The following is a 16,415-nucleotide window of genomic DNA, read 5'->3' on the forward strand; positions in this document are numbered from 1 at the left end:
TAGCTTGAGCAAACAATGGCTTAAACTGTGGAAAATAAGGCTATGGGCCCGAGCCTGGGAAAATAATGTTACACTTCGCCCAAATTACCATTGACCAGCAGGGAAATTGTCATCAACTAACGGTTTTGGCCAGTTGCCAGAATCATCAGTGTTGGCAAAGGAGCAACTTTACCCTGCCCCTGGGCAACCCAGACCATTGGACTGAGGGGTCTTTGGTGTTGGTTCAAACCGATGCCGACCAGCAAGTAGAACAAATTCGGGATGGGCTGGACTGGCTACTGGAAATTTTGGAAATTGTCCCCAATGCCAATGGTTTTTCCTCGGATCAAGCTCTTTCCTCTTTGGTAAAACAGGAAAAGAGGAGGGTAGAAGCTTGGCGTCAGGAAATGGCCGCTAAAAATCTAGATTTGACTAAGCGACAAATTGAGCTGGAAACCCAACGGCAACAACTGAAAGAATTGGAATTAAAACTGCAAGAGCAGGTAAAAACTTGATGGTTTCGCTTCTTGGCCCCAAATATGATCTTTTTTGGCCCCACAGGGAAGAACTGCCCCAGTTTGCCCAGTTAGACCAGCAATGTTTGGGGGGCATGTGGACGTTAGCGGGTTACGAGCGGGAATGGGACAGTGACCACAGTGTTCTGTTGGGAATTCGTTTAATAGCCAGGGGGAACTTGGTGGCCATGGGGGCATTTTGGCAAATTTTAGAAGAAGCCCACATCACTTTGTTAGCTGTGGCCCAGGCCCATCGCCGGCAGGGATTGGGAAAAATCCTTCTTCAGAACCTCTTAGCAACGGCGGAACACCGACAATTGGAAAGGGCTACTTTGGAAGTGAGGGCATCCAATCAGGCTGCCATGGACCTTTACCATCAATTTGGGTTTCAGTTGGCGGGGTGCAGAAAACGTTATTACCCCGATGGGGAGGATGCCCTAATTCTCTGGAAAAACCATTTGAGCTCCCCTGCCTAGTAACAAGCTAGGGAAAACGGCACAATGGGGAGGCAGTTGATTTTGTTTCCCATGTCTGACCAGTCTGACCATCCCCTAATTTTGCTGTGGCACCGCCGGGATTTACGCCTTAATGATCATTTAGCTTTGGCCAAGGCCCGTCAAAAAACTGCCAAAATTGTCGGTGTCTTTTGTCTGGATAACAAAATTCTGCAAGCGGAAGATATGGCTCCGGCCCGGGTGGCTTACCTGCTCGGTTGCCTACAATCTTTACAGGATCATTACCAGCGCCTCGGTAGTGAGTTGTTGGTTTTCCAAGCAGATCCGGTGCAGTTGTTGCCCAAATTGGCCAATACCTTAGGTGCCCACGGTGTTACTTGGACTTTAGACACGGAACCCTACGCCCAAAAGCGAGATTTAGCAGTGGCCCAGGCTCTACGGGAAAGGGGTTTGGCGATCGCCACGGAATGGGATCAACTCATGCACCATCCAGGGGAAGTGCTGACCCAAGCGGGCAGCCCCTACACGGTTTACACTCCCTTTTGGAAAAATTGGTCCCAACTGCCCAAAACAAGTCCGGTACCCACGCCCAAGGATTTACAGGGTTTAACTCCAGCAGAAAAGGAAAAATTAGCTCCTTTAGAGCCCCTGGCCATACCCCAGTTAGCGGATTTAGGTTTTATCTGGGATCAACCTCTCCCATTAACACCGGGGGAAGAAGCAGCTGAGCAAAGATTGGACTGGTTTGTGGCCCATGGGTTGGAGGAATATCAGCAAAATCGTAATTTCCCAGCCCTAGATGGCACTTCTCAACTGAGTGCCGCTCTCAAATTTGGTGTGATTTCCCCACGAACCCTGTGGCAGACTACCCTAGAAGCGTGGGAGCAAAGCCGCAGTGAGGAAGCCCGGGCTAGCATTGAAACTTGGCAACAGGAATTGGCCTGGAGGGAATTTTACCAACATTGCCTTTACAGCTTTCCTGCATTGGCCCAGGGACCTTACCGATCGCCGTTTCAGGAATTTCCCTGGGAGGAAAACCAAGACCATTTCCAAGCCTGGTGCGAAGGCAGAACTGGTTACCCGATCATTGATGCAGCGATGGCTCAGTTGAATCAAACGGGCTGGATGCACAATCGTTGCCGCATGATTGTGGCTAGTTTTTTGATTAAGGATCTGATTCTTAATTGGCAATGGGGAGAGCTGTATTTTATGCAGACCCTCTACGACGGAGACCTAGCGGCCAACAATGGAGGCTGGCAGTGGAGTGCTTCCAGCGGCATGGACCCCAAACCCCTACGGATTTTTAACCCCCATACCCAAGCCCAAAAGTTTGACCCAGAGGGGGAATATATCCGCACGTGGTTGCCCCAGTTGGCCCGGTTCGACACGGGGGACTTGTTAACCGGCAAACTTACCCCCGGGTCACGGCGATCGGTCAATTATCCAGAACCCATAGTGGACCACAATCAGCAACAACGGGAATTTAAACGGCGTTATCAATTGGTCAAATAATCGCTGATTTATTGTTGGTTGCCCATGCCCCGGCGACCTTGACGACTATTGCGACGCTCCTGCATTAATTGGGAAAATTTTTGCCGTTGTTCCGGGGTCAATACTTGACGGCTTTCCAGCATACTGTTGAAGCGCAGTTCCCCCAGTTGTTGCCTCAAATTAGCCACCTGGTTGTGTTTGGCGCGGATTTCGCTGTCACTGCCATTGCCAGACATCAGAGTGCGTAATTCATTTTGGCTAGTACGCATTTGCTCCGACAGAGATTGCATTTGGCCTTGATATTTTTGGCGAATGGCTTCCAGTTGTTGTTTTTGACTATCAGTTAAATCAAGGGATTCCATCCACTGGCCCTGGCCACCTTTTTTGTTGCCCCAGCCCCATTGGGCTAGCATTTGCTCGCTGGTATCGCCACTTTGCCAATGTAAATCCAGATTTTGATTTTGGGCCATGGCGGGCATGGTGCTGACAGTACAAGCTAAACCGCTAAGCAAACCGGCGATAATAATGTTTTTCATGATGAGCAAGTTCCTCAGAAAATTAACTGAAAAGTGATTGAAAAGTACAAATTGTCTTATTCCCGTGGGGGATCGCTTAGTAACCACCAATCCTGGTTAGCTCCGTTGACGCTGTCGGGGTAGATGGAGCCAGACCAAGTTTCCTGGAGGAAAGCTTCCAGTTCCGCCATGTTCGGTTCTTCGGCCGTTTGCATCGGCGATCGCCAACCGAAAAGCCCTGCCCCCACTAGGCCGAAGAGTAGAACTCCTCCCCCCAGCCATTGCCAAGACAAACTAGGGGTCAAGGAACGGCGGGGACATTGCTTGATCCGTTGCAAAATCTGCTCCTCTAGTGCCGGCGAGGGAGCGGGAACCCCTGGGCGATGGGCCTGCAAAAAGTGCTTCAGTTTTGTCTCTTGATCGGTATTAAAAGGGTTAAAAGACATCTTGAACTCCCTGTTGCTGCAAGAATTCCCGCATGGCCCGCCGAGCATAGAATAAACGGGATTTGATAGTACCCCCAGGCAAATTTAGTACCTCCGCAATGGTCTTTTGGGGCAAATCCTCCAGATCGTGGAGCACCAACACCGTGCGATGCTCAAAGCTGAGGGTAGCCAAGCCTTGCTGCACCAAATCCTGGTAATGGAGTTGCAACAGATCGGGACTGTCCTCGGGCCGAGACAATTGCAGGGATATTTCCCCTTCGTTGTCGGCTAAGGCAGTACTGGGTTGATGAATCCGTTGGCGCGATCGCCCCAATTGTTTACGGGCATCCTGGGCCACATTCCAAGTAATGCGATAAAGCCAGGTGGCAAAAAAATTGTGATTGCGGAGTTTGGGCAATCCTTTCCACACTTTGAAAAAGACCTCCTGAACTAGATCATCGAGTTGATGCTGTCCACAAAGTTGATAAAGGGTAGAACGTACTTTAGCCTGGTACCGACGATAAAGTTGACGAAAGGCCTCAGCATCACCCTGCTGACTTCGCTGGATCATGCTAGCTTCGTTTTCTTCTACCGCTGGATTGACTAAGGGCTTAACCAACAAAACCTACCTCTTTGGCGGTTACGGGGGTTTAGACCCCACGGGTTTACCCAAGGTTCAAAGGGGAGGCCAGATTTTCCTTCGCTAAAAGAATCGGGGTCAAGACAATAAATCTTAGCCACGGTTTTGTTTAGCTAAAGTTCTTTCTAGCAAGACTGTATAAATGGGTTTACCCCCCAATGCTTCCGCCACCACACTGGCCACTAGGCAGGTAACTAACAAAGGCAAAATCACAAAATAGTTGTCCGTCATTTCTATGGTTAACAGAATTGCAGTTAATGGGGCTCGCACCGTTGCCGCTACTAAAGCTCCCATGCCGGCGATCGCCATTACAGCGGGTTCAGGAATTTGACTGGGAAAGAGTAAATGGAAATGTCTCGCCATGGCTACACTGACAATGGAAGCAATGCCCAACATGGGGGCAAAAATACCGCCAATTGCCCCGGAGCCGTAGCAGATCAGGGTTAACAAAAATCTGCCACAAAACACCAGTATGAGTGTAGAAAAATGGGATTGACTGTTAAAAGCCCAGAGCACTGCATTGTCTCCCCCGTCGGTGAGGGGTAGGGGAAATAGGGACAAAATGCCAATGATGGAACCGAGCAAAAACCCTTTCCATTTAGTTGCTAGGGGCGGCAGGCGATCGAACCAGTCTAGTACTTTGAATAGACCCCGGTTGAAGGTGTAACCCATCACCCCAAATAAAATCCCCAAAATAATGAACATCCAGAGGGAATCCAGGGGAACCCGTTTAAACTCAGTCAAGCTGATGATGGCGGACTGCCCTCGAATCATTCTGAGAATAATAGTGGCCATCACACAGCCAAATAGTAGGCTATGGTACGCCAAGGTTTGACTACGAAAACGAGGATGCATTTCTTCCCCAATCAGAGCTACCCCTGCCAGGGGCGCATTAAAAGCGGTGGCCAAACCGGCCCCGGCTCCCACTGCAATTAAAATTCGTTGATTCTCTTGAGTTGCCTTGAACCACCCCCCAGTCATCTGGCCAATGCTTCCCCCCATTTGAATCGTTGGCCCTTCAAATCCCGCCAACATACCAGCTCCCAAGGATAAAAATCCCCCCACTAATTTGATAGGCAAGACCCTCTGCCAGACCAGGGGAAGTTTCCCTTCCAAATGCCCTTCAATTTGGGGAATACCACTGCCGCTGGTGTCCGGGGCAAAACGTTTCATTAACCAAAAGCTGAGGGCTACCATGCCACCACTGATCAGAGCGGTGACCAGCCAAGCCAAGGGCGGTATGGGGGCAAGTATTTGTGCTAATTGCGATCGCCACTGGAGCATATTGTTCACAGCGGATTTAAAACCGGCCCCCAATACACCGGTAATCAGCCCCACCACAATGGCCGCCACAAGGGTACGGGGATGGAGAGAACGGGCGCTATCGGTTAAATTCCTGGGAAGTTTATCTAACCAGCGTCGATTAGAGGTTTCAAAATCGGCAGCCATGGCTCTGATTTAGTGGGCATTGGCAAAGGCTTGGGAAATAAACGGCAATAGGCGGCGATTGCCAGCGAGGGCAGAATTTTCCGTGAACACCACCAAAAGATAGGGACTCTGGTGGGGAATTTCAATGTAGGCACAATCATGGCGCACCTGGCTGGTCCAACCGGCCTTAGACCACATTTGGGCATCTTTAGGCAATGGTTCACCGAGAAAACCGGTAATTTGGTTATCTTCCCCCAAAGGAGCCGGAGCGGCCGTTAAATCTCGTTTAAGTAATTGCATCATTTGTTGGGAACGGGTTGAGGACACCGCCACCCCGCCAATGATACTGTGTAATAACCTGGCCACAGCATTGGTGGTTAACATGTTGCGCTGTTCGTAAAGTTCCCCCACAAAGGCCCTTTCCCGGCCATAGTAACCATCACCCCAGGTCTTTTGGTTGACATTAATATTCTGCAACTCCTCCCAGCCCAAGGATTGAAAATAACGGTTCACAATATTGCGTTGTTGCTGCCAAGTTTCAAAGGGTCCGGGGGGTAACATGGGCCCACTGCTGGTGCCAGTGAGTATATCTACCACTAAGCTAGTGGCATCGTTGCTGGAGTCCACAATCATATCCCGCACGGCCCGGTCCAACTCCGGGGAATCATTCACCATGCCTCCTTCCAACCATTCCGCCATGGCCACCAGGTAAAACAATTTCACCACACTGGCGGGATAAATACGTTCAATGCCCCGATAACTAAAACCCCGCACCGGATATTGCCAAAACTCATTGGCGGCGATCGCCCCCCCGGTATTAACCACCACTGGAGCGTCATAAACCAACCAAGTCAAGGCAATTTGATCCCGCTGAAGTTGGGGGAAAGTTTGCCAAGTAGTTTCGAGAATAGCCTGGGCCATATCCCCCAAAGCCGGGTCTTCTTTAAAAAATGCCATGGAATAATCGGTTCGGGTTGAGGATAATTATTACTTGTACTTGATAACTGTTACTCTGCCGGAGGCAAACGACGAATATCAGAATAGAAGGCACTATGACTATAACCTTCTCCCTGCTGGATCAAACTGGTGCGGAGTCGGAGATTAGGACTAGCATACCAATGCCTTTCCGTTAAACTAGTCTCCCCATCCCCTAGATTTAGGGTCAAACATTCATCAGAACCTAAATGATAATCACCCCTTAGGAAAGCCAAGTTGGAATTCGTTGTGCCCCGCCATAGTTGACCCCGATCTCCATGGTCAGCATCGGGTAAAAAGCCATAATAGATGGTGCCCTTTTGTTTGGACTTGCCCCAGTCTACGGAATTATCCCAACTCAGTTGTAGCAGGATTAACTCCCCTTGATTTTTTAACCCGGCCCGCTCCAGGAGCGATCGCCCAAGCTCAGTTTGACTATCCCACCTTTGCACCGTCACATCGGATTTGGCATTGCCCGCTTCATTTTGCTCAAAACTATAATTAGTACGTTGGGAAAGCCATTTTCCTTCCCAGGCGGTGATAAATTCCAAAAAATCCATAGCGAAAAAGCTTCTTGGGGCAACAGGCTTCATTTTAGGCTATTGGGGGTGAATCGATGGCAGGGGATCTGCGGAAATTGGCGTTAACAACCTAGCAATTAGTCTAAATGAACTACTTGATCGCACTCGCCTAGAGACCAGTACCATTCAGCATTCGCATTACCACGTCAATAAATTTTTCACCCCAAACAATTGACAGTAAGCCACATAATGTAACTAGCAATGATGCAACACCTACCTGAACAAGTCCAAAATTGTCAAATGTCGAATATGTCACAGGAATTAGCAGTACAAGAGCACCAACTGTAGCCCCTCCCAAAAAACGATAGATAACTTTTAAAGATGAATGTTGTTTGGGATCGGTGTTGTCATAGGTCATCAGAAATTCCTTCAATACTTTAAAACAATGGGTAACGCTGCTACGCTTTTGCTACCTAAACAGAGTATCTAACGATCGGGTAAAGGAGCAAGTTTTAGTTATAGTCATTTCAATTAGCGATGAGAGAATTTAATGTAAAATCATGGGGTGTACAAGATGAACAGGTTTAAACAATGGCTTACAGTTTAGATTTGAGGCAAAGAGTAGTAGCTTATATAGAAGCTGGAGGAAAAATAACTGAGGCTTCCAAGATATATAAAATAGGAAAAGTCTCGATATACAGATGGTTAAATAGAGTAGATTTAAGCCCAACAAAAGTAGAGCGTCGCCATAGGAAATTAGACTGGGAAGCTCTAAAAAAAGACGTAGAAGAAAATCCCGATGCAAGATTGATAGACAGAGCCAAGAAATTTGGAGTGAGGCCGAGTGCCGTATATTACGCATTAAAGAAAATGAAAATAAACAGAAAAAAAAAGAACTATGTTATCGAGAAAGAAACCGGGAGGAACGAGTTAAGTACTATAGAATGTTAAGAGAACTAATCAAGCTCTATGGTAGTCAAGCTATAGTTTACATAGATGAATCTGGATTCGAAGCAATCCAGGCTTGTATTTATGCCTGGTCAAAAAAAGGAAAAAAAGTTTATGGAGATAGACAAGGAAAAAGGGGAGTCAGAGAAAATCTAGTAGCAGGGAGAAGAAAGGGAAAAAAAGATTTGATTGCACCGATGGTTTTTACTGGGAGTTTGAATGCAGAAGGCTTTGAAGGATGGTTAAAATTATATTTACTACCCTCCCTCGACATTCCATCAATATTAATAATGGATAATGCTCCTATTCATCGTAAAACTGCCATTAAAGAATTGGCTAAAGAAGCAGGTCATGAAGTTCTTTTTTTGCCAAAGTATTCTCCTGATTTAAATGATATTGAGCATGACTTTAGTGCCTTGAAACGAGCTAGAATGTACGCTCCTATTGACACGTCTCTTGATGAAATTATCCGCTCTTACTGTGGCGTTTAGCATCTCAGTCTTATTTGAATCTACTATATATTCCGATCCCTATCCTCAGAGCCGTACATACAACCTTTACTGTATACGGCTCAAGCAGCGTCTTGAAATATGGATTCCGGTTAACTTTCGGTCGGTAGCATTCGCTTATTGAGACATCCTGTTTTCGCTAAAGGGGTCGGCATTGGTTACCCTCCCATTAGTGTTTGAACATTCCAAAGGGGCCATCCCCATCCAGTTAAACACCAGCGGGGAAAGGTTTTTGGAAGCCGTTCCAACTCCCCTGAACGACTTTCGAGTCGCGCGTCTAATAGGTAACTGGCCTCACTCCAAAAAATAGGATTATCTTAAAAATAATAATCCCCCACCAAATGGGCAGGGGACACTAATCAATTGGGTTTAACTAAAGCAAAACCTTTGCAAAATCAGAAAAGTCTCAATCTAGTCGAGGTCAGGCATGAACAACGTGGGTTCCGTTTCCCGGTCAATACCTTTTTCAAACCCAGCGGCCGCCGCCCGAGCACGACCAGCATGCCAGAGGTGACCAACTAAGAAGAAGAAGCCAAGGACAAAGTGGGAAGTAGCCAACCAAGCCCGGGGAGATACGTAGTTAAAGGAGTTAACGTCGGTAATAACCCCACCCACAGAGTTCAAGGAACCAAGGGGAGCATGGGTCATGTATTCAGCGGCCCGACGTACTTGCCAGGGCTGAATGTCATTGCGGAGTTTGTCCAAATCCAAACCGTTGGGTCCACGGAGGGGCTCCAACCAAGGACCACGGAAGTCCCAGAAACGCATGGTTTCACCGCCGAAGATGATTTCCCCAGAAGGAGAACGCATCAGGTATTTACCCAAACCAGTGGGGCCTTGGGCAGAAGCAATGTTGGCACCTAACCGTTGGTCCCGCACCAGGAAGGTGAAGGCTTGGGATTGGGAGGCTTCCATGCCGGTGGGGCCATAGAATTCACTGGGATAGGCAGTGTTGTTAAACCAAACAAATACGGAGGCAATGAAGCCCATTAAAGACAAAGCACCCAAGCTGTAGGAAAGATAAGCTTCCCCAGACCAAATCAGAGCCCGGCGAGCCCAGCCAAAGGGTTTGGTCAGAATGTGCCAGATACCACCGGAAATACAGATCAAACCGATCCAGATGTGACCACCGATGATGTCTTCCATGTTGTTGACACTGATGATCCAACCTTCTCCCCCAAAGGGCGCTTTCAGCAGATAGCCGAAGATAATCGCCGGGTTGAGGGTGGGGTTAGTGATCACCCGTACGTCCCCACCACCGGGGGCCCAGGTGTCGTATACACCGCCAAAGAACATGGCTTTAAAGACCAGTAACAGAGCACCACAACCCAACAGGATCAAGTGGTAGCCAATGATGTTGGTCATCTGGTTTTTATCTTTCCAGTCATAGCCAAAGAAGCTGGAATACTCTTCCAATACTTCCGGGCCACGGAGGGCATGGTAAATACCCCCAAGACCTAAAACTGCGGAAGAAATTAAGTGCAGCACCCCTACTACGAAGAAGGGGAAAATATCAGTCACTTCTCCAGCGGGACCAACGCCCCAGCCCAGGGTCGCAATATGGGGCAGGAGGATTAAACCCTGCTCATACATGGGTTTTTCGGGAATGAAGTGGGCAACTTCAAATAGGGTCATGGCCCCAGCCCAGAAAACGATCAAACCGGCGTGGGCCACGTGGGCACCAAGTAATTTACCGGAAAGATTAATCAGCCGGGCATTTCCCGACCACCAAGCAAAACCGGTAGAGGGAAGGTCACGTCCCCCCACCATCGAAGTATTAGAGAGCGTTACCACGGGGGAGAACCTCCTCAGGGAAGATAAAGTTTTCATGGGGTTGATCTTGGGGAGCCATCCAGGCGCGCATCCCTTCGTTCAACAAAATGTTTTTCGTATAGAAAGTTTCAAATTCCGGGTCTTCCGCCGCCCGTAGCTCCTGGGAGACAAAGTCATAGGCCCGTAGGTTCAAGGCTAAACCGACGATACCGACGGAACTCATCCACAGACCAGTTACCGGCACGAACAACATGAAGAAGTGCAACCACCGCTTGTTGGAGAAAGCAATACCGAAAATCTGAGACCAGAAACGGTTAGCGGTCACCATGGAATAGGTTTCTTCTGCTTGGGTGGGTTCAAATGCCCGGAAAGTATTGGAATCTTCCCCATCTTCAAACAGGGTGTTTTCCACCGTGGCACCGTGGATAGCACAGAGGAGGGCGCCGCCCAAAATCCCTGCCACTCCCATCATGTGGAAGGGGTTCAAAGTCCAGTTGTGGAACCCTTGCAGGAACAAAATGAACCGGAAGATTCCCGCTACCCCAAAGCTGGGGGCAAAGAACCAACTGGATTGTCCCAAGGGGTACATCAAAAAGACACTGACAAACACCGCAATGGGACCAGAGAAGGCGATGGCGTTGTAGGGACGAATGCCAACCAGACGGGAAATTTCGAACTGACGCAGCATAAAGCCAATCAGACCGAAGGCACCGTGGAGGGCAACGAAGGGCCACAAACCACCGATTTGGAACCAGCGGGTCAGGTTACCTTGGGCTTCGGGTCCCCAGAGGAACAGGAGGGAATGGCCGAAGGCATCGGCGGGGGAAGAGACCGCCACGGTCAAAAAGTTAGCTCCTTCTAGATAGGAACTGGCTAGACCGTGGGTGTACCAGGAAGTAACGAAGGTGGTGCCGGTTAGCCATCCCCCCAGGGCCATGAAGGCACAGGGGAAGAGCAGCAAACCAGACCAACCAATAAATACGAAACGATCACGCTTTAGCCAATCGTCGAGGACATCAAACCATCCTCTTTCGACTGGGGCGCGTCCGACTGCAATAGTCATAAATGCAAATCCTCTTGCGTAGCTAGCATCAAAGGCAAGAATTTCTAAAGGAGGCTTTTGTAATTTGGGTTATGCCATTTAGACTCCATTCTCTAATAAGACGAGACGATTGGAAACTACACCGCCGGGGTATAGCGGTTGGCCAAAACCCAAATGCGGCCTGTCGGTGGAACAATATTTGTTCTCCTGATGCCATTTTCTTATGGGTAGCAAGCCAGGCCACAGGGGCCAAACCTGCACTTATGTTGGCGTTCCTTGCCGAAACGCATCTACATATTATTAGCAAATATTTTACATTCTGACATATTCACTCTCATAATCGCCGATCGCCAGGGGTCTAGGATTCCGGGGCTTGGCCGGCAATATTGATGCGATGACTGAGGCTAGTGAGGGTCTGACTGGTCTCCCAATCTTTTTGCTGGAGCTGGGTTATTTTGTCGCAACTGTACATCACGGTGGTGTGGTCTTTCCCGCCAAAGGCTTCCCCAATGCGAGGCAAACTCAGGTCTGTGTGCTGACGCATTAAATACATCCCCACTTGACGCGCCAGGCTAACTTCCCGACGGCGGGAGTTACTGAGTAGTTCTTCAACCTTTAACTGATAATGCTGGGCCACAATGGTGATGATGGTCTCCGGGGCGGCGGCCACCTTTTCCACCGGGGGATTGAGCACCGGCGCAATGTTTTCCACTGTCATGGCCACGTTCGATAGGGACGTGTAGGCGATCGCCCGGATCAGGGCTCCTTCCAGTTCCCGGATGTTGGAAGTGTAATGGGAAGCAATATACTCAATGACCTCCTTGGGCAGACGAATCCTGTCGTACTCAGCCTTTTTTTGCAGAATGGCCATGCGGGTTTCCAAATCTGGCACCTGGATATCGGCAATTAAGCCCATGGAAAAACGGGAAATGAGCCGGTCCTGTAAGCCAGGAATCCTTTGGGGAGCACGGTCGGAGGCTACAACCACTTGTTTGCCCGCTTCGTGGAGACTGTTGAAGGTGTGGAAAAACTCCTCTTGGGTGTACTCCTTGCCCTTAATAAATTGAATGTCGTCAATGAGTAGAAAGTCTGCACTGCGGTAATAGCTTCGGAAATCCTCCATATTGTCCTGGCGGATGGCCGTGATCAGATCATTGGTAAATCTTTCTGTGGAAACGTAATAAACCTTGGCGTTAGGGTACATTTCCAGTCGGTAATGGGCGATCGCCTGCATGAGGTGGGTTTTGCCTAGACCAACGCCGCCACAGAGAAAAAGAGGATTAAATTCCCGTCCGGGGGATTCTGCTACAGCCAAAGATGCCGCATGGGCCATGCGATTGGTGGGCCCCACCACAAAACGAGAAAAAGTATATTTACCATTGAGCGCTGTGGCATTTTTAGGGGTGGTCTCCATGGGCAGAGAAGACTCCTGGCCAATTAAGCTATGGGGTTCCAAGCCATCGGTAATGAGCTTCACCGTGATCTCCTGGCCTGTTAAATCCGTCAGTACCTCCATCAGCAGTGGTCCATAGCTTTTTTGCAGATGGTTCAGGACAAAACCATTCTCCACCTGAATGGTGGCCACCCCATCCCCCAAGGAAATTAGGACTGATGCTTTGATCCAAGTGTCAAAGGCCGGTTTGGTTAACTGGGTTGCCAGGATTGCTAGGGCCTGTTGCCAAAGATTTTCGCAGGAGACCATCAAAAATATACAAATATACTTAGTAGGAAAACTCTATTGGTGAGCGTGAACGGCCTAAAACGATTGGAACATGATTGCTAAAAAAGCAAAGGTTCCCACCACCACCAAGGCGATCGCCACCACAAAACTAATGGAAAGACGGGACTGGTAAGTGAAACGTCCCCGTTCAATGTGCTTTAAATCCTGACGGTGATTAATGGCCGCCGCCAGTAGGGCTAAGGTGCCAATGATAATAAAGGATAAACCCAAAGTCCGGGATAGGTGAAAACCATTTCTGCCCCCCGGAAACGCGCCATGGATGGCAGCGACAATACGGTCAATGCCCACGCCAAAACTGATCAAAGAAAGGCTGGTGCGAATCCAAGCCATTAATGTCCTTTCTGCGGCGGCCCGATTCCGTTCCTTGGCCAATTCATTGGCTAAGTTATAGGGCTCTGGAGTTGGGGGATAATTATCCATACATTTCGCTAGCAAGTAAATTTGCTGTTTATCAAAAAAATGGACGCTAAAATCCCCTATTAAAGCCAAACCCAAGCAAAAGGCCCAAAGCCCAGAGACTTTGGACAATATGACCAGGTATTTGTCCCAGAGCTGAGGGGGCAATAGGCAATAACTGTGGGAAACTGAGAAAAACCAGATCCCTAGCCGGTTAACCCCCACCCTCTAACATTTAACCATGGCCAATCCTGTCACTTTGCCCCAAACTTTTCTGTTACTCGGCTCTGGGGAATTGGGCAAGGAATTTACCATTGCCGCCCAGAGATTGGGCAATCGGGTCATTGCGGTGGACCGTTATCCGGATGCGCCAGCCATGCAGGTGGCCCAGGTTGCCGAAGTCATTTCTATGTTGGATGGGAATGCCCTGGAAGCAGTGGTAAAAAAATATCAGCCGGATTGGATTGTGCCAGAAGTGGAGGCCATCCGCACGGAAAAATTGTTGGAGCTGGAAGCCGGGGGCTATCGGGTCATTCCCACCGCCCAAGCCACCAATCTGACCATGAACCGGGACCGGATTCGGGAGTTGGCCGCCCAACAGTTGGGGGTACGTACTGCCCGTTACAATTACGCCACCAGTTTGGCCGAGTTAGAGGAGGTAAGCCAGGCCATTGGTTTTCCCAATGTGGTCAAGCCGGTCATGTCTTCTTCGGGTAAGGGGCAATCTGTAGTTAACAATGCAGGAGAGGTGCAACAGGCCTGGTCAGCGGCGATCGCCGGAGCGAGGGGGGATCAGACCAAGGTGATTGTGGAGGAATTTATTCCCTTCGAGTTGGAAATTACGCTCTTAACTATCCGCCAATGGCAGGGAGAAACTCTGTTTTGTGATCCCATTGGCCACCGCCAAGAACGGGGAGACTATCAAGAATCATGGCAACCAGCCCCCTTAACCCAAAGGCAACTAGCCCAGGCCCAGGCGATCGCCAAAACCGTTACCGATGCTCTGGGGGGGGCGGGTATTTTTGGAGTGGAATTTTTCATTACCCCGGAGGAAGTGATTTTTTCCGAATTGTCCCCCCGGCCCCATGACACTGGCATGGTTACCCTCATTTCCCAAAACTTGAACGAATTTGAGCTACATTTGCGGGCCATTTTAGGTTTACCCATTCCTCAAATTAAACAAACGGGGCCCGCCGCCAGCGCAGTTATCCTCGCTCTAGAAGCTGGGGAAAAGCTTAGTTACGCCGGATTAGCAGAAGCTTTAACAGAATCCGGCACCGATGTGCGTTTATTTGGTAAGCCCAATGCCAGACCCCATAGGCGTTTAGGAGTTGCCCTAGCCCAGGCAGAATCGGTCGATGCAGCCCGACGTTTAGCCCAAACTGTGGCGGAAAAGGTAATAGTGCAAACAGAATAACAGACAAACAAAAACTTCCCTAAGGAGAGATTCCCTGGGGGAAGTTAAAAAGCTCTGGGTTTTGGTCACTGTATTCCGTTGTCGAAATCCTCAGGATCTGAAAATTTTCCGCAGTTAGGGAATCAGGGGAAATTTAAGAACATTTCAGGTTTGACCCGACCGAATTAACTGTGGGCCACGTCCTGTCCCACCACATCCACCACATCCACCACCACGGTTTCCTGGGGGGCATCCTTTTCCTGCTTGGTTGTCTTGTTTTTTAAGCCAGTGAGAACCATTTGGGAAATTTCCGATACCAGCAAAGTGGCAATTAAACCATCGTCAATCCAACCAAGTACGGGGAAAACGTCGGGCAGAAAATCGATGGGACTGAGGAGATACACCAAGGAGCCGAGGACAATCCACCAACGGTACCGGGGATGGTTCAGCATTTGACGGTACCAACCATAGAGAGACTCGAGGGAAAATTTCATGGGGTGCGGGGGGAAAGAACAATTTAATTTTGGCAGATCCAATGGGGGCTCCGGGGGGGAAAACTCCCAGGCTTGGGGACGGATTTCCCTCTAGCCTTGGGTTTAGCCAGCAGTTTCTCTTTTGAGCGCTGACATTGCCCCCCAGTCGGCAATAATGTATCTGTCGTTAACCTTGTCTTTGCCAGGCCCATGCTGATTTCCCGTGCCCCTGTCCGCATTAGTTTTTTTGGTGGGGGAACCGATTATCCTGAGTATTTTCTCCAGCATGGTGGTGCGGTTCTAGCTACGGCAATCGACAAATTTTCCTACGTTACTGCTAGTCCTTTTCTGAGTCATTTATTTGACTATTCCATTCGCGTTTCCTACCGCAAAGTGGAATTGGTTAAAAATCCTAGCGAAATGGAGCACGTGGTTTTTCGGGAATGCTTGAAATTCTGTGGTTTAGAAAAAGATATTGAGCTTCATAACGTGGCGGATTTACCAGCTTTTACCGGTCTGGGGTCTTCCTCTGCTTTTACGGTTTCCTTGCTCCAGGCTCTGCACTCTTTTAAAGGGGAATTTATCCGTCCTTTGGATTTAGCCTATGAAGCCATTTATGTCGAAAGGCATTTGGTCAAAGACAAGGTGGGTTGTCAGGATCAACTAATGGCCGCCATGGGGGGATTTAACTTGGTGGAATTTCGCAAGGAAGACGATATTGTGGTCAGTCGGGTCACCATGGCCCCGGAAAGGATGGCGGAGTTTGAAGAACATATTTTTATTGTTTTTACCGGCATTAAACGGCGGGCAGCCAATGTGGTGGAAAAGCAATTAAAAAGGGTGGGTGATAATCGAGAAACCCTGAAACTGATGCGTGCCATGGTGGACAAAGGTTGGGACATTTTAACTAGTAACCAATGTTTGTCAGCCTTCGGAGAATTATTGGATCAAGCCTGGCAGGCAAAGCGAAGTTTAGATGTGGGCATTTCCAATGGCGACATTGACCGCATTTACCAACAGGGAAGGGAAGCCGGGGCCTGGGGCGGTAAATTGCTGGGGGCTGGAGCAGGGGGTTTTATGTTATTTTTTGCCCCCCCATCAGTGCATCCCCGTTTGGCGGAAACTTTTAAGGATCATCAAGTCTTGTCGGTAAAAATTAATGCCCCTGGTTCCCAGATCATCTTCTCTTAGGT

At 49.0% G+C, this 16,415-nt stretch carries 19 protein-coding genes; 7 read left to right on the forward strand and 12 right to left on the reverse strand.

Annotated elements, in window-relative coordinates; translation table 11 throughout:
• Nucleotides 1-65: 65 nt before the first annotated feature.
• The 3 genes from SYNPCCP_RS06280 to SYNPCCP_RS06290 are packed head-to-tail and all read left to right on the forward strand — an operon-like array spanning nt 66 to nt 2,461.
• Nucleotides 66-494 (forward strand): hypothetical protein, encoded by a 429-nt coding sequence (locus SYNPCCP_RS06280; protein WP_010872418.1) that lies wholly within the window; start codon nt 66-68, stop codon nt 492-494.
• Nucleotides 494-970, forward strand: a complete 477-nt coding sequence (gene rimI / locus SYNPCCP_RS06285) for a ribosomal protein S18-alanine N-acetyltransferase (RefSeq protein WP_010872419.1) — start codon at nt 494-496, stop codon at nt 968-970. The genes SYNPCCP_RS06280 and rimI overlap by 1 nt, the downstream gene beginning before the upstream one ends.
• Before the next feature lie 24 nt (nt 971-994).
• Entirely contained in the window at nt 995-2,461 is a 1,467-nt protein-coding gene (locus SYNPCCP_RS06290; protein WP_010872420.1) for a deoxyribodipyrimidine photo-lyase, 8-HDF type, read from the forward strand.
• Nucleotides 2,462-2,469: 8 nt separating this feature from the next.
• Here the strand turns inward: SYNPCCP_RS06290 and SYNPCCP_RS06295 are convergent, their stop codons facing one another.
• The 7 genes from SYNPCCP_RS06295 to SYNPCCP_RS06325 form a co-directional block, all read right to left on the reverse strand.
• The gene (locus SYNPCCP_RS06295) at nt 2,470-2,976 is read right to left on the reverse strand and encodes a Spy/CpxP family protein refolding chaperone (protein ID WP_020861687.1); all 507 of its coding nucleotides are present in this window, start codon (nt 2,974-2,976) and stop codon (nt 2,470-2,472) included.
• A gap of 56 nt (nt 2,977-3,032) precedes the next feature.
• Nucleotides 3,033-3,401 (reverse strand): hypothetical protein, encoded by a 369-nt coding sequence (locus SYNPCCP_RS06300; RefSeq protein WP_020861688.1) that lies wholly within the window; start codon nt 3,399-3,401, stop codon nt 3,033-3,035.
• Nucleotides 3,391-3,951 (reverse strand): sigma-70 family RNA polymerase sigma factor, encoded by a 561-nt coding sequence (locus SYNPCCP_RS06305; RefSeq protein ID WP_010872423.1) that lies wholly within the window; start codon nt 3,949-3,951, stop codon nt 3,391-3,393. The genes SYNPCCP_RS06300 and SYNPCCP_RS06305 overlap by 11 nt, the downstream gene beginning before the upstream one ends.
• Nucleotides 3,952-4,113: 162 nt before the next feature.
• A complete protein-coding gene (gene clcA, locus SYNPCCP_RS06310) occupies nt 4,114-5,469 on the reverse strand; it encodes a H(+)/Cl(-) exchange transporter ClcA (protein ID WP_010872424.1) in 1,356 nt (451 codons plus the stop codon).
• 9 nt (nt 5,470-5,478) lie between these two features.
• On the reverse strand, nt 5,479-6,405 hold the full coding sequence (locus SYNPCCP_RS06315) for a serine hydrolase (protein ID WP_010872425.1): 927 nt from the start codon (nt 6,403-6,405) through the stop codon (nt 5,479-5,481).
• A gap of 50 nt (nt 6,406-6,455) precedes the next feature.
• Complete coding sequence (locus SYNPCCP_RS06320; RefSeq protein WP_010872426.1) at nt 6,456-7,016, reverse strand: phycobiliprotein lyase; 561 nt, start codon at nt 7,014-7,016, stop codon at nt 6,456-6,458.
• Between the two features lie 97 nt (nt 7,017-7,113).
• Entirely contained in the window at nt 7,114-7,362 is a 249-nt protein-coding gene (locus SYNPCCP_RS06325; RefSeq protein ID WP_041428174.1) for a hypothetical protein, read from the reverse strand.
• Between the two features lie 173 nt (nt 7,363-7,535).
• Here SYNPCCP_RS06325 and SYNPCCP_RS17575 point away from each other — a divergent pair, with 173 nt between their 5' ends.
• Together SYNPCCP_RS17575 and SYNPCCP_RS17580 are read left to right on the forward strand one after the other, a co-directional pair.
• Nucleotides 7,536-7,895, forward strand: a complete 360-nt coding sequence (locus SYNPCCP_RS17575) for an IS630 transposase-related protein (RefSeq protein ID WP_010872427.1) — start codon at nt 7,536-7,538, stop codon at nt 7,893-7,895.
• The gene (locus SYNPCCP_RS17580; protein ID WP_010871314.1) at nt 7,889-8,383 is read left to right on the forward strand and encodes an IS630 family transposase; all 495 of its coding nucleotides are present in this window, start codon (nt 7,889-7,891) and stop codon (nt 8,381-8,383) included. The genes SYNPCCP_RS17575 and SYNPCCP_RS17580 overlap by 7 nt, the downstream gene beginning before the upstream one ends.
• 429 nt (nt 8,384-8,812) lie before the next feature.
• On the opposite strand, the gene psbC is transcribed toward SYNPCCP_RS17580, so the two are convergent.
• The 4 genes from psbC to SYNPCCP_RS06355 form a co-directional block, all read right to left on the reverse strand.
• Nucleotides 8,813-10,195: a photosystem II reaction center protein CP43 gene (gene psbC, locus SYNPCCP_RS06340; RefSeq protein WP_014407100.1), complete on the reverse strand. Its 1,383-nt coding sequence runs from the start codon at nt 10,193-10,195 to the stop codon at nt 8,813-8,815.
• The gene (gene psbD / locus SYNPCCP_RS06345) at nt 10,179-11,237 is read right to left on the reverse strand and encodes a photosystem II D2 protein (photosystem q(a) protein) (protein ID WP_010872429.1); all 1,059 of its coding nucleotides are present in this window, start codon (nt 11,235-11,237) and stop codon (nt 10,179-10,181) included. Before psbD ends, psbC begins: the two co-directional genes overlap by 17 nt.
• Before the next feature lie 337 nt (nt 11,238-11,574).
• Complete coding sequence (dnaA, locus tag SYNPCCP_RS06350; RefSeq protein WP_010872430.1) at nt 11,575-12,918, reverse strand: chromosomal replication initiator protein DnaA; 1,344 nt, start codon at nt 12,916-12,918, stop codon at nt 11,575-11,577.
• Between the two features lie 54 nt (nt 12,919-12,972).
• Complete coding sequence (locus SYNPCCP_RS06355; protein ID WP_041425957.1) at nt 12,973-13,377, reverse strand: YidH family protein; 405 nt, start codon at nt 13,375-13,377, stop codon at nt 12,973-12,975.
• A 217-nt stretch (nt 13,378-13,594) separates the two neighbouring features.
• On the opposite strand from SYNPCCP_RS06355, the gene purT reads away from it, so the two are divergent.
• On the forward strand, nt 13,595-14,770 hold the full coding sequence (gene purT, locus SYNPCCP_RS06360) for a phosphoribosylglycinamide formyltransferase 2 (protein WP_010872432.1): 1,176 nt from the start codon (nt 13,595-13,597) through the stop codon (nt 14,768-14,770).
• Nucleotides 14,771-14,934: 164 nt separating this feature from the next.
• Here purT and SYNPCCP_RS06365 read toward each other — a convergent pair whose 3' ends face one another.
• Nucleotides 14,935-15,243, reverse strand: coding sequence for a YkvA family protein (locus SYNPCCP_RS06365; RefSeq protein ID WP_010872433.1), 309 nt, complete (start codon nt 15,241-15,243; stop codon nt 14,935-14,937).
• Nucleotides 15,244-15,432: 189 nt separating this feature from the next.
• On the opposite strand from SYNPCCP_RS06365, the gene SYNPCCP_RS06370 reads away from it, so the two are divergent.
• Nucleotides 15,433-16,413: an LmbP protein gene (locus tag SYNPCCP_RS06370; RefSeq protein ID WP_010872434.1), complete on the forward strand. Its 981-nt coding sequence runs from the start codon at nt 15,433-15,435 to the stop codon at nt 16,411-16,413.
• Nucleotides 16,414-16,415 lie beyond the last annotated feature (2 nt).

This window comes from Synechocystis sp. PCC 6803 substr. PCC-P, from assembly GCF_000284455.1.
GTDB lineage: Bacteria > Cyanobacteriota > Cyanobacteriia > Cyanobacteriales > Microcystaceae > Synechocystis.

Coding starts and splice junctions, on each gene's coding strand:
- SYNPCCP_RS06280 (WP_010872418.1), top strand. CDS start 66: ATGTTACACTTCGCCCAAATTACCATTGACCAGCAGGGAAATTGTCAT.
- rimI (WP_010872419.1), top strand. CDS start 494: ATGGTTTCGCTTCTTGGCCCCAAATATGATCTTTTTTGGCCCCACAGG.
- SYNPCCP_RS06290 (WP_010872420.1), top strand. CDS start 995: ATGGGGAGGCAGTTGATTTTGTTTCCCATGTCTGACCAGTCTGACCAT.
- SYNPCCP_RS06295 (WP_020861687.1), bottom strand. CDS start 2,976: ATGAAAAACATTATTATCGCCGGTTTGCTTAGCGGTTTAGCTTGTACT.
- SYNPCCP_RS06300 (WP_020861688.1), bottom strand. CDS start 3,401: ATGTCTTTTAACCCTTTTAATACCGATCAAGAGACAAAACTGAAGCAC.
- SYNPCCP_RS06305 (WP_010872423.1), bottom strand. CDS start 3,951: ATGATCCAGCGAAGTCAGCAGGGTGATGCTGAGGCCTTTCGTCAACTT.
- clcA (WP_010872424.1), bottom strand. CDS start 5,469: ATGGCTGCCGATTTTGAAACCTCTAATCGACGCTGGTTAGATAAACTT.
- SYNPCCP_RS06315 (WP_010872425.1), bottom strand. CDS start 6,405: ATGGCATTTTTTAAAGAAGACCCGGCTTTGGGGGATATGGCCCAGGCT.
- SYNPCCP_RS06320 (WP_010872426.1), bottom strand. CDS start 7,016: ATGAAGCCTGTTGCCCCAAGAAGCTTTTTCGCTATGGATTTTTTGGAA.
- SYNPCCP_RS06325 (WP_041428174.1), bottom strand. CDS start 7,362: ATGACCTATGACAACACCGATCCCAAACAACATTCATCTTTAAAAGTT.
- SYNPCCP_RS17575 (WP_010872427.1), top strand. CDS start 7,536: ATGGCTTACAGTTTAGATTTGAGGCAAAGAGTAGTAGCTTATATAGAA.
- SYNPCCP_RS17580 (WP_010871314.1), top strand. CDS start 7,889: ATGTTAAGAGAACTAATCAAGCTCTATGGTAGTCAAGCTATAGTTTAC.
- psbD (WP_010872429.1), bottom strand. CDS start 11,237: ATGACTATTGCAGTCGGACGCGCCCCAGTCGAAAGAGGATGGTTTGAT.
- dnaA (WP_010872430.1), bottom strand. CDS start 12,918: ATGGTCTCCTGCGAAAATCTTTGGCAACAGGCCCTAGCAATCCTGGCA.
- SYNPCCP_RS06355 (WP_041425957.1), bottom strand. CDS start 13,377: ATGGATAATTATCCCCCAACTCCAGAGCCCTATAACTTAGCCAATGAA.
- purT (WP_010872432.1), top strand. CDS start 13,595: ATGGCCAATCCTGTCACTTTGCCCCAAACTTTTCTGTTACTCGGCTCT.
- SYNPCCP_RS06365 (WP_010872433.1), bottom strand. CDS start 15,243: ATGAAATTTTCCCTCGAGTCTCTCTATGGTTGGTACCGTCAAATGCTG.
- SYNPCCP_RS06370 (WP_010872434.1), top strand. CDS start 15,433: ATGCTGATTTCCCGTGCCCCTGTCCGCATTAGTTTTTTTGGTGGGGGA.